9 protein-coding genes are annotated in these 15266 nt (G+C 41.5%); 5 read left to right on the top strand and 4 right to left on the bottom strand.

The window, feature by feature from the left end; genetic code table 11:
* The coding region (locus CWC17_RS17140; RefSeq protein WP_171042105.1) for a beta strand repeat-containing protein at nt 1-3749 on the bottom strand (3749 nt) is incomplete at its 3' end.
* Nucleotides 3750-3973: 224 nt separating this feature from the next.
* Between CWC17_RS17140 and CWC17_RS17135 the strand changes: the two genes are divergently transcribed.
* From CWC17_RS17135 to CWC17_RS17120, 4 genes are read left to right on the top strand one after another with little or no spacing between them, the layout of a single operon-like run.
* A complete protein-coding gene (locus tag CWC17_RS17135) occupies nt 3974-5938 on the top strand; it encodes a TolC family outer membrane protein (protein WP_055018866.1) in 1965 nt (654 codons plus the stop codon).
* A 50-nt stretch (nt 5939-5988) separates the two neighbouring features.
* Nucleotides 5989-8127, top strand: coding sequence for a type I secretion system permease/ATPase (locus tag CWC17_RS17130; RefSeq protein ID WP_138614245.1), 2139 nt, complete (start codon nt 5989-5991; stop codon nt 8125-8127).
* Nucleotides 8124-9545, top strand: a complete 1422-nt coding sequence (locus CWC17_RS17125) for an HlyD family type I secretion periplasmic adaptor subunit (protein WP_055016713.1) — start codon at nt 8124-8126, stop codon at nt 9543-9545. The genes CWC17_RS17130 and CWC17_RS17125 overlap by 4 nt, the downstream gene beginning before the upstream one ends.
* 23 nt (nt 9546-9568) lie before the next feature.
* Entirely contained in the window at nt 9569-10156 is a 588-nt protein-coding gene (locus CWC17_RS17120) for a LuxR C-terminal-related transcriptional regulator (protein ID WP_055016714.1), read from the top strand.
* Nucleotides 10157-10237: 81 nt separating this feature from the next.
* Here the strand turns inward: CWC17_RS17120 and CWC17_RS17115 are convergent, their stop codons facing one another.
* From CWC17_RS17115 to CWC17_RS17105, 3 genes are all read right to left on the bottom strand, one after another.
* On the bottom strand, nt 10238-12196 hold the full coding sequence (locus CWC17_RS17115) for a bifunctional diguanylate cyclase/phosphodiesterase (RefSeq protein WP_138541981.1): 1959 nt from the start codon (nt 12194-12196) through the stop codon (nt 10238-10240).
* The gene (locus CWC17_RS17110) at nt 12196-12903 is read right to left on the bottom strand and encodes a transglutaminase-like cysteine peptidase (protein ID WP_138541982.1); all 708 of its coding nucleotides are present in this window, start codon (nt 12901-12903) and stop codon (nt 12196-12198) included. The genes CWC17_RS17115 and CWC17_RS17110 overlap by 1 nt, the downstream gene beginning before the upstream one ends.
* 358 nt (nt 12904-13261) lie before the next feature.
* Complete coding sequence (locus tag CWC17_RS17105; RefSeq protein ID WP_055016717.1) at nt 13262-13717, bottom strand: LPP20 family lipoprotein; 456 nt, start codon at nt 13715-13717, stop codon at nt 13262-13264.
* Between the two features lie 143 nt (nt 13718-13860).
* On the opposite strand from CWC17_RS17105, the gene CWC17_RS17100 reads away from it, so the two are divergent.
* Nucleotides 13861-15054: a flagellar assembly protein FlgT gene (locus CWC17_RS17100; protein ID WP_138614243.1), complete on the top strand. Its 1194-nt coding sequence runs from the start codon at nt 13861-13863 to the stop codon at nt 15052-15054.
* Nucleotides 15055-15266 lie beyond the last annotated feature (212 nt).

Below are 15266 nucleotides of genomic sequence, written 5' to 3'. Positions count from 1 at the left end.
AGAGTGCCCTCTGGCTCACCGGTTGCTGTGCCTGAAATAGTCGGTGTGGTGTCGTTAGTGTCACCAACTGGGTCAATAACCACTGTGGGCGCTGCGGTATCAACCTCACCAGTTGTGGTGGCTGTGGTTTCATTACCAGCGATGTCGGTAACCGATACTTCAACGGTAAATTCACCTTCACTTAACTCATTAGGCACATCTACACTAAAGGTGCCATCGGCTTGCACTTCGGTCGTAATGGTTTGCGGGTTACCCGCTTCATCCGTTACGGTGATTGTAACAACCGTGCCCTCTGGCTCACCGGTTGCTGTGCCTGAAATAGTTGGTGTGGTGTCATTAGTGTCTCCCACTGGGTTTACCGATAAGGTTGGTGCCGTGGTATCTATAACGCCAGTGGTTGTAGCTGAGGCTTCATTACCCGCTGCATCTATGGCTGTTGCCGTTATTGTGAACTCTCCCTCAGCTATAGGGGCTGTAGCTCCCACTTGCCAAGATCCATCTTCTGCAACGACTGCTATCAGGGTTTGCGAGTCACCATTTGAGTCTGTTACGAGTACAGTGATCGAGCTACCAGGCTCAACATCCGTTGTGGTACCACTAAATACAGGGGTTGAATCGCTAGAGTCAGTAAAATCATTTACACTGATAGTAGGTGCAGTTAAATCTATAGTGCCCGTTTGTGAGTCTTGCGCACTATTACCTGCACTATCACTTACATTTGCCACCACACTAAACTCACCCTCAGCTAATGCTTGTGGGACATCTATACTCCATGTGCCATCACCATCTATAGCCGTTATAAATTGCTGCTCAGCCCCTGCACTATCTGTAACAATCACAGTAACCACACTACCCGCTGCTAAACCTTGTGTAGAGCCGCTTATAGTAGGCGTTGTATCGTTTGTATCATCAATATTAGCTATAGTTACGGTAGGTGCGGTTAGATCTATGGTGCCAGTAACCGTTGCTGTACTGCTATTACCAGCTTCGTCACTTACACTAGCAGTCACTGTAAAGTCACCTTCGCTAAGCTCATTAAGTATATCGGCGCTATAGCTTCCATCCGCATTAGTTACTGCAGTAATCGTTTGCTGATTTCCGTCACTATCGGTTATTAATAAAGTGATCTCAGTACCTTGAGGAACATCTACTACGCTACCTGTAACACTCGGTGTTGTATCATTGGTGTCTGCAATTGGGTTAACAGTAATTGCCGGATCAGTTAAATCAATTTCACCTACTTCAGTAGCAGAGGCTGTGTTGCCAGCAGCATCGGTTACTGTTGCAACCACCGTAAATTGACCTTCTACCAACTCATCGGTTGCTTCGATTGACCATGTACCATCAGCATTTGTTGTAACTTGCACCGTTTCTGTTGCGCCGTCACTGCCTGTAAAGGTAACTGTAACCACCGCCCCTGCATCAACATCTTGCGTAGTACCGCTAATTGTTGGCGTAGTATCATTTGTATCAATAATAAAATTAATACTTACGGTCAAATCTACATTACCAACCGTACTTGCTTGTGCCTCATTGCCCGCATCGTCTATAACAGCTGCAACGACAGTAAAATCCCCTTCAGGCAGAGGCTGTGTAACTTGAGCGCTCCAAGAACCATCCTCTTGAGTGACGGCTAAAAGGTTAAACGTACTGCCATCACTTGCAGTAATAGTTAGGGTTATAGTGGTACCAGCAGGCACGTTACCAGTATTACCACTTAAAAATGGCGTGGTATCGTTTGTATCGGCAATAGAATCAATTTGAATAGAAATAGGGGCAAATGTAACTTCACCACTTGTTTGTGCCGATGCTTCATTACCTGCAGGGTCACTCACTGTTGCGGTAACATTAAAATCTCCGCCAGGAATAGCGTTAGGCGATTCAACACTCCACGTGCCATCAGCCCCAAGCGTGGTTGTTAAAGTTTGTACATTACCGTCGCTATCGGTTACTAAAACCGTAATTACAGAGCCCTCTGGTGCTCCTTCAACACGTCCTACAAAAGTAGGCGTTGTATCATTAGTGTCTGCAATAGCTGTAACTGTTATCTCAGGGCTAGTTAAATCAACTAACCCTTGCTCTACAGCTTGTGCTTCATTACCCGCAGTGTCAGTTACGGTTGCATTAACTTCAAACTCACCTTGCGCTAAAGGGGTAGAAACACTTACAGACCAGCTGCCGTCATCATTTGTTTGCGTTAACAGCGTTTGAGTTTGGCCATTAATATCGGTAATAACTACGCTAATCACAGAGCCTGCCGGCACATCCTGCGCAGAACCTGTAATAACAGGGGTTGTGTCTTGTGTATCGGCAATTGCGTCAATTTCCACAATGGGCGCTGTTAAGTCTATAGTACCGGCATCACTAGCAAGTGCCTGGTTACCAACGCTATCACTCACTTGCGCATCAACAGTAAAGCTACCCTCAGGTAATGCCACACCGACATCTACAGACCAGCTACCATCTTCATTGGTAATAGCTGTTAAAAGCTGTACTTCACCTGTACTATCGGTCACTGTTATTGTTACTTCAGTTCCCTGCGGTACACCCGTTGTAGTACCCGTTAATGGCGGAGTCGCATTATTAGTTTCGTCCGCTACTGTAACTGTAATTTCTGGCGCAGTTAAATCTACACTCGCAACGGCTTGATCAATTGCCTGGTTTCCAGCAGCATCAACAGCCACAGCGTTAACATTAAACTCCCCTTCCGCTAAAGGCGATGTAGTTGTAATACTCCAGTTACCTTGTGCATCAATTTGAGTAACAATCGTTTGTTGTGTGCCTGTGCTATCAGTAAGAGTTACCGAAACGTTATCGCCGGTATTCAGACCCGCTACTGACCCCGTAACCGTCACAGTTTGAGATGCAGAGTCTGCAACAGGATCAATATTAATGACTGGTGCGGTGGTATCTATTTCAATAGAAATAGCATCGTTAAACGCATTACCATCAGGGTCTGTTGCCTCTACAACAACGCTAACAGGCCCATCAGCTATAGGGTTAGGCAATGTAATTTCAAACGTGCCGTCAGGGCCAATAACTGCGCTTACTACTTGGGAGTTACCATTTTCATCTGTCACAGTAATGTTGACAGTTTCACCCACTAAATTTTCACTAGTACCGCTAATTGTCGGCTGAGAAGAGTTTGTTAACCCCACCTCATTTAATGATATTGATGCAGTATCATCAGGTACCACCCCATCAGTGGTATCTCTGATATTTACCGCCTCTGTAGAATTAGGATCAAAGCTTGAATCAAACGCGACACTGTTAGGATTAACTCCCTCAGAAATACGCGTCAGCTGAACAAATGAGCTTCCTCCACCAGAGCCCGCGCCACCAGCACCACCAGCTGCCGTTGCTTCTAAATTATCGAGAATATCGCCATCACCCTCTAACGCATCTAAAAAATCAGTCACATCAGAGTTAGCCGCCGTTTGACCCTCGTTATTATCATTTTGTTCTAAGCTTGCAATAGCCGCATCTAAGCTTTCGTCAAACACGGTAGTTTCGCTGCTATCGCGGGTTTCTTGGGCTAATAAATCAGGGGTAATTTTTACGTTTTGATTAGCAGGAATCGACAGGGTTTCTCCTTGCACATCAATGGTTAGCGATGAATTATCGGCGGTAACCACCAAATCACCAACAGTAATAGTATCGCCCACTTCAAGTGGTTTAATTGTGCCATCTTCTAAAACAACACCAGCAGACCCTTTTAAATCTATTACTAATAATTGATTAGATTCCATTTCACTTACCTCAAACATAAGAATTAAAAACTATTAATTAAAATGTAGAACAGCAAAACGTATTAGGTACTGTACTCAAGTACAGTTTTTAAAAAATATTAAAAATAAAAAAGTGGTAGATAATAATTTTTATGCTAGCCAAAACGATTATTTGCGAAATATGCATTTATTGACTAAACCATAGGGTAGGTATTGATGGCCTAAGTAACCCCTAAGAGGAAGAAATGATTACAAAAAATACTTTACTAAAGCAAAAAGGAAAGCTGCTTATAGGCTTAACGCTAAGTGCGCTTGGCGCAACGAATATAGTGCACGCCGATGACAGCTCCGTAGCACCCCTTACATACGTTACCAGTAAAGCAATTGAAAATAATCCAGAGGTACAGCAAGCGTGGCACACATTTAAATCATCAATTTATGGCGTAGATGCAGCACGCTCGGGCTACTTGCCTAGCGTTGACGTATCTGCCAGCGCAGGCTATGAACGTCGAAACTACGGTACTGAAGACGAATACAACCGCAACACAGCAGAACTAAGCGTTACTCAAATGCTTTACGACGGATTTAGAACATCTAACACCGTTGAAAGGTTTGAGCGTATTCAGCTCATTCGGTATTTTGAATTACTCTCACAAACAGAGCAAACAGCGTTAGATGCATCTATTGCATTTTTAGACGTACAAAAATTTAAAGAACTTGTGACGCTCGCTGAAGAAAATCTGCAAGAACACGAGTCTGTATACCAACAAATTGAACAAAGTGTAGGAGCCGGTGTTGCCCGAGCAGCTGATTTAGAGCAAATTAGTGGGCGCTTATCGCTAGCACAATCTAATGTATTAACCGAGTACGCTAACCTGCACGATGTAACAGCACGTTATTTAAGAGTGGTTGGCGAGCTGCCCGTAAACGATATAAAACAAGCTAAGTTAGATGAGCAAAATGTGCCTATCTCTATTAATCAGGCACTTGATATAGCCTACAAAAATAGCCCTGCCTTTTACGCATCGCTTTATAATATAGAGGCACAAGAAGCCAATGCCCGAGCACAAAAGGCAGCCTTTCATCCAAACGTAGACCTATCAGCCCGTTACGGTACACAAGACAGGGATGAGCTAGGCCTAAACGAGACCAGAACCGAAGCCCGTGTTGGTATAGACATAACCTATAACTTGTATAACGGTGGCCTAGATAGCGCCAACCTTGAACAAGCATACCAAGATGTAAATATTGCCAAGTATCAACGCGATCAAGCTTGTGTTGATATTCGTCAAAGCCTACAAATTGCCTATCATAATGTGAGCAATATAGAGCAAAAGCTGCCTACACTAGAAAGCTATAAAAATTCTTCAAACAGAGTAAAAATAGCTTATCGAGACCAATTTGATATTGGCCAGCGCACCTTACTTGACGTACTTGACGCAGAAAATGAAGCGTTTCAATCTAACCGCTCTTATATCGTTGCTCAATACGATAGACAAACAGCCATTTTAACTATGCTTAATGAGATGGGTAAACTACTACCTGCGCTAAATGTTATGTCTGACAAGTACCCAACATTAACAGAGTTAACAGACGATCCAATTGTGCATAACGCACAAAATATATGCCCTAGTTACGATGTAGCTGCTACGTTTAAACGCAAAGCTTTTTTACAAAAGAAAGCCGAGCAGGATAACGCCTACATGAGCGTTACAGCGATGCCTAGATATTTAGAGATACCCGCAGAAACCCCTAGTTTTGCAGATGACGATAATGATGGCGTTCCTAATGAGCAAGACACTTGTCCAAGCACACCAGCGGGAACAAATGTAGATTTATCTGGGTGTACTTTATATGACCAAACAACTGATTCTGTCGAAATAGGTATTCCCTTTTCAGCAGACTCTAGTCAAGTGCGCTCAGAGTACATGCAGGAGGTAGAAAAGCTTGCTGAGTTTTTAAAAAACAACCCAGATAAAAAAGTAGAAATCCAAGGCCATGCCTCATTAGACGGTGATAAAAAATACAACCGTAAACTTTCTGAGCAACGCGCATTTGCCGTTGCTCAATTACTTATTGAGCAATTTGGTATAGCACCTAATCGTGTTAAATCGTTTGGTTATGGTATTGACCAGCCTCGCATTAATGAAATTTCAGTGCGTGCTAATGCGGCAAACCGCCGTATCGAGGCGGTGATTACCGATAGTTAAGAGGTACCAAAAAACAAATTTAAAATGTTTTACATAACATTGGATGGTATATGGAATTAAATGATGTACTTGATCATGGTGGCGCACTCGTTGATTGCCTAGCAGTATTGTGCCGCTTTCATGATAAAGATTTTTCAAGGGAGGCCCTATTAAACGGCCTCCCATTAACAGATGGTAATTTAACACCTTCAGGGTTTGCTCGCGCTGCAAAACGCGTGGGCTTTAAATCAAAAGTAGTAAACAAACCTCTCAACCAGATTAATACAGCTTTACTACCTGCCATTATTATTTTAAATAATAATCAAGCCTGTGTAGTAACCGCTATTGATCACAAAAACAATACAGCACAGGTTATTTATCCTGAGCTAACTGAGTCTGTTGTAGAAGAAAGCCTTGATCAGTTAATTGAAAAATCAACAGGTTTAATTATTTATACTCACCCAGAGTTTATGTTTGATGAGCGCTCGCCAGTGCTCGAAAAGCTCTCTAAAGACGGGTGGTTTTGGGGCGTCATAAAAGAATGCCGTTCATTGTACAAAGACGTCATTATATCGGCGATTGCATTAGGCGTCCTCTCTGTTGCCATGCCCTTATTCGTAATGAATGTATATGACCGGGTAGTCCCTAATCACGCTACCGAAACCCTTTGGGTTTTAGCCATAGGTATTTTAATAGCGCTGACCGCCGACTTTGTATTGCGCCTAGTACGTAGCTACTTTGTTGAGCTTGCGGCAAGTCGTATTGATGTAAAAGTGTCGGCCGTTATTATGGAGCGTGTACTAGGTATGAAGCTTAAAAATAGGCCTTCATCAGCTGGGTCATTTGCTAGTAACATACAATCGTTTGAAGCCGTACGTAACTTTTTTAGCTCAATAACCTTGGTTGCGCTGGTTGATTTACCCTTTGTTGCAATATACCTCATTGTTATTGCAATAATAGGTGTACCACTAAGCTTACCCATTATTGCAGGTGCCCTAATACTTTTAAGTTATGGTATAGCGGCCCACAGAAAACTTGAAGCGCTTTCAGAGCAAACCATGAAAGCAAGCTCAATGCGCAACTCTATACTTGTAGAAAGCTTAACCAATATTGAAGATGTAAAAAGTTTTCACAGTGAATGTAAAACCCAATCGACATGGGAAAAGTCGACTATTTATATTGCTCAGGTTAATGCACAAAGTCGCTTAATCTCAAGTTCAATCTCCAATAGTGCAGCATGGATACAGCAATGCGTTGGCGTGATCATTATGATCATAGGTGTTCATCTCGTTATAGAGGGCGAGCTCACTCAAGGGGGGTTAATCGCCGCTTACTTACTTTCATCGCGGGCAATGGGGCCACTTGGTCAATGTGCAGCCGTGCTTGCGCAATATCATCATGCCGCCATCGCTATGCAATCACTTAACGAAATAATGGAAAAAGACGTTGAACGCCCGCCAAATAAACATTGGTTAAGCCATCCTGTATTAAACGGAGACATAGAATTTAAAGACGTATGTTTTAAATATGAAGACGACGCAGGCGAAGCACTTAGTAATATTAATTTTAAAATTAAAGCAGGCGAAAAAGTCGCTATTTTGGGGCGCAATGGCTCGGGTAAAAGCACCCTCGAAAAACTTATTCTAGGCCTTTACGACCCAACCGCAGGCTCCGTAATGGTTGATAACAATAATATACAACAAATAGACCCCGCAGAACTTCGCCATAACATAGGGTATGTGCCACAAAATATAGCGCTGTTTTTTGGTAGCTTAAAAGACAACCTCACTATTAGTGCGTGGCACGCTAAAGATGAACAAATTATTAGTGCATGCGAAAAAAGCCAGTTATTCGAGTTAATAAACTCTCACCCCGATGGGTTTGACCTGCAAGTTGGTGAACAAGGTCGCCTGCTATCTGGCGGCCAAAAACAAGCTATAGGTATAGCGCGTGCTCTAATAAATGACCCGCCTATAATGCTGTTAGATGAGCCTACCTCATCGCTTGATCACAATAGTGAAAATAAAATTATTCAAAACTTAAAAACCGCCACTCAAAATAAAACTTTAATTGTAGTCACTCACCGATCATCTTTACTTGCACTAGTTGATCGCATCATCGTACTCGATAACGGAAAAATAGTTGCCGATGGACCTAAACAAACAGTCATCGCGGCACTAAATAATCAAACCGTGGAGCAAGCATCATGAGTGACAATAAAAAGCCACTAGAGCAGCGCTCTTTTGAATCGGTAAGTAAAGCCATAGAAGCCCGTAAAAAAGGTAAGCCATCAATCTTCAATCGCTTATTTAAGGGCTGGCTTTCGCCTCCTGAATCGCAAGATTGGGTGGTCGATGCACAATGGGAAAAAATGCAGCAAGAGCCTGCCAGCGCACGTTTTTTATTATATCTCATTTGCATTGCATTTATTTTGCTTACAGTTTGGGCAGGCTTTGCACCCCTTGATGAGGTAGCCCGTGGTGAAGGCCGCGTTATCCCATCAAATAAATTACAGCTAGTGCAATCTTACGATGGCGGCATGGTAGAAAAAATAAATATTAGAGAAGGACAAATTGTTGAAGAAGGTGACGTATTAATAAAAATTGACCCCACGCGGTTTATTTCAAGCTTTAGAGAAAACCAATCTAAAGTGCAATCACTCACCGCTAAAGTAGCCAGATTACAGGCACTCACCAGAAAAGAAGAGCTTGTTTTTCCTGATGAGCTGGTTAAGCAGGTTCCCGAGGCGGTCGCGCATGAGCGCTCAATATATTTAAGCAACCGCCAAGAACTAGAGCAACAAGTTGCAATTCATAAACGCCAGCTTGAACAACGCAGACAAGATCATATTGAGGCAAAAGCTGCTTTGCAACAGCATACAAGCGCTTTAAGGCTAACTAACAGAGAGCTGCAAGTGACCCGTCCATTGCTAAAAACAGGCGCAGTGTCTGATATAGACATCATTAGGTTAGAGCGTGAAATAGTTGATTTAAATGGCGAAATTAATCGCACTAAAGCCGTTATCAACCGCAGCTTATCAGCTATCAACGAAGCTAAAAACAAAGTTACCGAAGTTGAGCTGGCAATGATCAACCGCTGGAACAACGAGCTTTCAGAGGCACTGCTGCGTTTAGAGTCAATAAAAGAAACCGAATCAGGGCTTGCCGACAAAGTAGCTCAAACTGAAATTAAATCGCCTGTTAAAGGCACGGTACAACGTTTATTGGTTAATACCGTAGGGGGCATTTTACAACCCGGCAGCGACGTTTTAGAAATAGTTCCTTTGGACGATCAACTTATTGTTGAGGCAAAAATACCGCCAAAAGATATAGCCTTTTTACGCCCAGGGCAGCCCGCTATGATTAAATTTAGCGCCTACGATTTCGCAGTATATGGCGGACTAGAAGCCGAGGTTCTGCATATAAGTGCAGATACAATTACCGATGATAGAGAAAATACTTTTTATTTAGTGCAATTAAAAACCACTAAAAATAACTTTTCAGAAGAGTTGACTATAATTCCAGGGATGACCACACAAGTGGATATTATCACTGGTAAAAAAACCGTCTTGGAATATTTACTTAAGCCCGTACTCAGAGCTACATCGCAAGCAATGACAGAACGCTAAACTGAATTTATTGGAGTAAATGAATGCGTCAAAGTATATTTATTACACAACCAGAACTAGAGTCAAGCCACTGGCGAAGTGCGTTTGCAGGTTGTGTAATATGCACCAAAGAACCAAAGCAAATTAATACTTCGAGTATTATATGGATTTTGGCGGGCACTTCGGGATGGCTTGAACTAGTAAAAAAATACGCACAAAAACGCTTACCGGTTATTGTAATGACCACAAACTTAGAAATAGAGGAGCTTAGAGCAGCCCTGCAAGCCGGAGCAAGAGGCTATGTAGAAGCACTTGCATCTAAAGTAATATTGCAACAAGTGCTTGAAACTATATGCTCAGGCGGCCTGTGGTTACCTGGGCAACTGCTGTCTAATATTGTTGGGGCACTAAGCCAGCAACAAATAAATTACACCCATGCGTGCGATATCCAAAGCTTAACTAAACGAGAGCGCCAAGTTGTTGATATAGTTATAACAGGGGCCACCAATAAACAAGCCGCTGAGGCACTTAATATTACAGAGCGCACAATTAAAGAACATATGAGTTCAATTTTCACTAAGCTAAAAGTACGCGACCGAATACAGCTTATGTTAGCGGTAAAAGGTAACTGATCACGGCAGATAGATTAATATTTTTAGTATTTAATTATTTGTTGCCAATATTCACCGCTCTTTTATGATTAAAGAGTCGCTTTACGACTCTTTAATCACACCATCAAAACCCAGGTTCACTAAGGTATCAATATCGTCTTGGCTTGTTACGCCCTGCGCTACGACCTTAATACCAATTGAGTGAGCCAACGTACACACACCACGTAAGAAGGTTTGGTTGTCTTGGCTGTAACTAATGTTGTGCGCGTAAATGCTGTCTATCTTAAGCATTTCTAAGCCAAACTCTTGAATGTTCTTAATCTTAGTAAACTCAGGCCCCACACGTTTTAGCGCTACTTTGGCGCCCATACAGCGTACCTGCTCGCAAAATTCCTTAAATATATCTTTTTCGTTTACGACAATGTTTTCGCGTATATCAAAACATATATTTTTTGCCAAATCAGGAAAGGCAGACACATAGGTTAATACCGAAGCAAGCGCGGTATCATCCATTAATGTTTGCGCCGAAAGTTCTACAGCAATTAATTCATTAGGCGGCGCTTCACCATACTGTTTAACAATTTGCTTAATTAAGCTCCAATCCAAACGCGCTAATAGGTTTAAGCGGTTAGCCCATTGATAGTAATAGCTAGATTTATAATGTTGGCCGCCAAATTCTAAGCTTAAACTAAGCTGGTGCTGCAACAAAGTGTCATTAAAGCCCATAATTTCTAAACAATTTAACTGAATAGTTTTTTGCTCAAGTGCGTCTTCAATAGCTTTTTTCCAGCCAGTAGAATCATCAAAAATTTCACTCTTTTGTTTATTATCAATGACTTTTGCTTGCACCCCAGGTTTGTTACCTGCTGTTTTTAATAAACCATCTACACGGCGTAATAAATCAAAGCGGGTGTCGTTTTTCTCTATGTAGGTACAACTGTGTACAATAGCCAAATCAATGTTTTTGTATTCATCAACAATCGATTTATGTAGTGCGGTTATTTGCTCGCTAAGCGCCTGTATATCGTCAGTATCACTAAATAAAACGGTAAAATCGGTATGCGATATACGGGCAATATAGTTCTCTGAAAAGTGTGCCTGATTAGATTCTAAAAACTGCGTAAGCACCTGAGAAAAACGGCGTAAAAAGTTAACCATTTCTACACGGCTCACCGACTCACTTATTTTATCTAGATTAACGACCCTAAATAAAAACAAAGCACCATGGGCATGATCTTTCACTTTTTGTAAATGGGCTTCTAATGTGGCACTAAAATATTCTCGGTTGGCAAGCCCTGTAAGCTCATCGTGCTGCGCTTTAAATCGCAGTTCTTCTAAGCGTTTATTGTCTTCTTTTATTATGCGGCTAAAGCGGGTAGATAATAAATTCATCGACTGCACAAGGCGTGCAAATTCAAAGGTTTTTGGCACTTTTGATTTAATAAAGCGCTTATCGCCAAAGGCATTAGCTTGATACACCACATCATCAAGTGGCGTTAAAATTTTACGTAGTAAATACGCACTTATTGCACAGGCAAAAAAAGCAACCACTAAAAAACTAAAAAACAATTTAAGCGCGCTTTCCCACAGTGCTTGCTCAGCATATTGGCTGTGGCTTTCAACAAACAAAGTACCAAATTGCTGCCAACCGTTATTAACTTGCCCAACACCTGGTTGTACATTTAGACCATATATCGTCCTAAACCAAGCCGGTGCAGTATTTTCCAACGTATCAGTAAATACGCGCTTTACAATAACCTCACCATTAGGGTCTTGCAGCTCTATACGTTTGTAGTGGCCGGTATCAAACGTGGCTGACACTAAAAGTTCAAGCTCTACAGGGTCTTTTTCAAGCTGGCTGATCATCAGCGCTAAGGAGCTAGCATTATCAACATTTTTTAAATACAGTTGGGTAGAGAAGTAGTTTTTAGCTGAGTTAGTACTTATTAACACACTACTTATAAATCCCACAAAAATCACCACCAGCAAGGCGATCCACAGCTCTTGCCTAAGAGTGATTTTTCTTTTTTTGAAAAACTTAAATAAAGAAAATGACGCCATTACCACATAACCCCTTCTTGTGATGTCTGCTCCAAAATTTTACGCCAGCGCGATAGCCTTGCTGTTGGGCTGGCTACGCTTTTCGTCGAGTTATTTGCCCATAAACCTTGGCTGTTAAAACTAAATACAGGGCTTAAATCAACACGCTTTGCAGCAGGTAGCACTTTTGTTATTAAACTATCTAAAATAAGCGGCTGAGCATTAGGCGTAGCAAAGTAACCTAACACCATGTGTGCTTGTGTTTTGTTTGTACCGGCAAGCTTCGCTTTTACATATATAAGCCTAAGTTTGTCGTCGCTCACACCTAAGGCACGTAAGCTAATATACTTGGCAATGGCATAATCTTCGCAATCGCCTAAGCCGCGCCCAAGCGTTTCTAATGGCGTAGCCCAATAGTCATTTTGTTTCCAAAGTTGTATATCGGTTTGGTAACGCAGATTACGAGCAAAAAAGTTGTTTACTATAAGTATTTGTTGTTGTTCTGGTTTATTTTGTGTTTGTACCAACATTCTTTGCCAATTGCGTGCAACAGTCACTCGTGCAGGGCCATATTTTTGCCCCATTAATTCTATAAAGGTATTAAATTGAATAGTTAAACGGCTCGCAAACACGCCGCTTGAAAGTAAAAAAAATAGCAGTAAATAGCGCAAATTGCTTTTGCACCAAAAAAATAGCTTATTTGAGGAAAGAGTGGGCCTAAGTGTCATTCACAGCCCAAAAAAAGAAAAATTAAAAACATACACCAAACGCTACACTACTTGTTCAAATATTATTCGTAACAACAGCATAGCACTCAATATAAAAGGATGAGATATTTTGTATGTGTTTTTTTATGAGATTTGAATTTTAGCGAGACAATATAAGTTTTGCTCAATACATTAACTCACGTAATTATTCGTCGTAGTGTTTATAGTTGATTTATCAAATCAAAGATTTACAAAAAAAACGCGTTAAACTTTCCCGCAAATAGTAAAGTTATGCGTATATTCCACACGGTTAACGCTAAAATAGCTACTGAGTAAGCAACTTGGTATCGCTTTATAATTTAAAGCAGTAGTCAGTTACCTAATAGTAGGTCACTTTTTTAACTTCACGCGGCTTAATTTCGCCTATGTATAAGTCATGCACGCGCTTCATGTTTAGCTCAAGCTCCGTCACGTACACATCGTCAACTGAGTAGGTTTTAATTATTTGTGCCCCTTTAATTATGCCCTGTACTTTACTTTCCATGTAATCGTTTTGAGCAATTGCACCTGCTACAGACGTGCCCGCTGTGATTTTTTGCCCATAAACTTGTTCAGTCAGTTCGCGGTATGCCTCAAGCTTAGAGGCTTTAATCGCCATTAATTGCTTTTGTGATTTATTAGCGCCTTGCTGCAAGCTAATAGGTGCATAACCCACCGCTTTAAGAATGGGATAATTATTTGGCTCTACATATGTGTACTCAACATGTTTATCAAACACATTGCTACAGCCGGCAAGGCCAAGGCTTGCTAAAGTAAGTAATATAATTGCACGCATTTATTTGCACCCTTTAAACTAATTACAAAAATAAATGCAGGTTTAATGCCATTAATTGCCTACAAGCTAACATAGAGTATTAATATTGGTGCACTCCTTGCTTAGCTAAAGCGTAATTAACTAATTTTATGTGGAGTACCAGTATGAACACGTTTTTATCGTCACTATTTGCAGGTGTCACTAGCGCTGCTTTATTAACGTTTTCTGCCAATACTTACGCACAATGGTTTGAATCTACCGGTCATGCACAAATACAAAATGGCGACATTAGCAGCGCTAAATCAGCCGCGATAAAAGATGCAATTACACAGGCATTAGTATTTTCTGGCGCACGGGTTAGCTCAGTGCAAACCTTGGTAGACGGCGTGTTAACGCAAGATCAACTTAAAATTAGTAGCCACGGCGAAATCCAAAAAATAGAGCTGGTGAGCGAGCAACGCCAAAACGAGCAGTTTGCCATTACCCTTAGGCTTGATGTATTTGCTCAAACAGAGCAATGCCCACAAAGTAACTTTAATAAATTTGTTGCTGTAACCCAAAGCCAGCTTGTTCATCGAGAGCACGCCTTAATGGGTCAAATATTTGACGTAAATAAAGCCATTAGTAGAAAGTTATTTAGTGCTTTGCAAAGTACAAAAATGAGCGCCCTACCCGTTGCTTACTACAACAAAGCCATTAATGTAGACAATTACTTTAATCAGCAGCACGACTACTCAAATGCACAGCTAGAAGAGCTTTCAGCCAGAAGCAACGCGCAATATGTTTTATTAAGCCAAATAACCAATTTAGCGCCAAGCGATAAACTCAATAACGACTACGCCTTTTGGCAAGACGAAACCTACCAGCGCAGCTACGCTATTGAGTTTATGTTGTTTGATGGCACCACGTACGAACAATTATGGCAAAACAGCTATCATACCCAAGCTGTATGGCCATTCGAAAAAACAGCTATTGTTGATGTAAATAGTGATAGGTTTTGGCAATCACCTTTTGGGCAGAGTATTAGCGATATAAATCAAACGGTCAGTTACGATATACAAGCGGCTATGGCGTGTTTTCCTACTAAAGGAAAAATAATGCACATGGAAAACAATAAATTGGTGATAAACCTAGGCAAAGATCATGGCCTTAAAAAAGGCCAACTATTAACCATAGCGCACCATAACTACTTAACTGATGCACAAGGCAATACTATGCCGCATACCATTACCACACTTAATACCCTTGTGGTTGAGCAGCTTTATAAACAAAGCGCCATTGCTGTAAGCCTTAACGATAAGCCTTTGCCTGGGGTACAAATAAACGATGTGGTAGAAGTTGCAAACCAAGAGCGTTAAATAGGGCGTGTTAACCTTTGGTGATTGAATTTGCAGCCGTGTGTTTGGTTTTTAGGCAAGGCAGAGCCTATGAAGTGTGGTTATCCCCCATAAATAGGCGATAACGTAGCATAAAGACCAAACACGCGCTGCCCAACGGGTTCTTTCTAGGGACGATTAACCCTTTGTTGCCTACATGGATGTAGGTAAGGAGCGTGAGCAGGACGCGGAAG

Source organism: Pseudoalteromonas sp. S3785, assembly GCF_005887365.1.
In the GTDB taxonomy this organism is placed as follows: Bacteria; Pseudomonadota; Gammaproteobacteria; order Enterobacterales; family Alteromonadaceae; genus Pseudoalteromonas.
Note: the sequence above shows the minus strand (reverse complement) of the source record. Positions and strands in the feature narration are given on the sequence as shown.